Origin of the sequence: Paraburkholderia sp. SIMBA_030 (assembly GCF_046535245.1) — a bacterium.
GTDB lineage: Bacteria > Pseudomonadota > Gammaproteobacteria > Burkholderiales > Burkholderiaceae > Paraburkholderia.
On the sequence record NZ_JAWRXB010000840.1, the window covers coordinates 1 to 262 of the forward strand.

General features: G+C 63.4%; 1 pseudogene. It reads left to right on the forward strand.

Annotated elements, in window-relative coordinates:
• Nucleotides 1-116: pseudogene (gene tdh, locus SB772_RS42355) on the forward strand (L-threonine 3-dehydrogenase); the annotation flags it as partial.
• Nucleotides 117-262 lie beyond the last annotated feature (146 nt).

A 262-nucleotide genomic window follows, 5' to 3' on the forward strand; every position in this document is an offset into this window, starting at 1 on the left:
GCCTCGATCTGTCGCCGATCATCACGCATCGCTTTGCGGCCGACGATTACGAGAAAGGCTTCGCCGCGATGCTGTCCGGTGAAAGCGGCAAGGTGATTCTCGACTGGACGGTCTGAGTGCTGGCGGGGCAGCACGGCGCGTTTGCCGACTGCCCCGCCGGTAGGCGCGTTTGCGGGGCCGCTCGGCTTCGATAAACTCGTAAGGTGAGATTATTCGGGAGCTGTGCGCGCGTGCCGAATGGCGGCTCGATCGCGCTTTGATG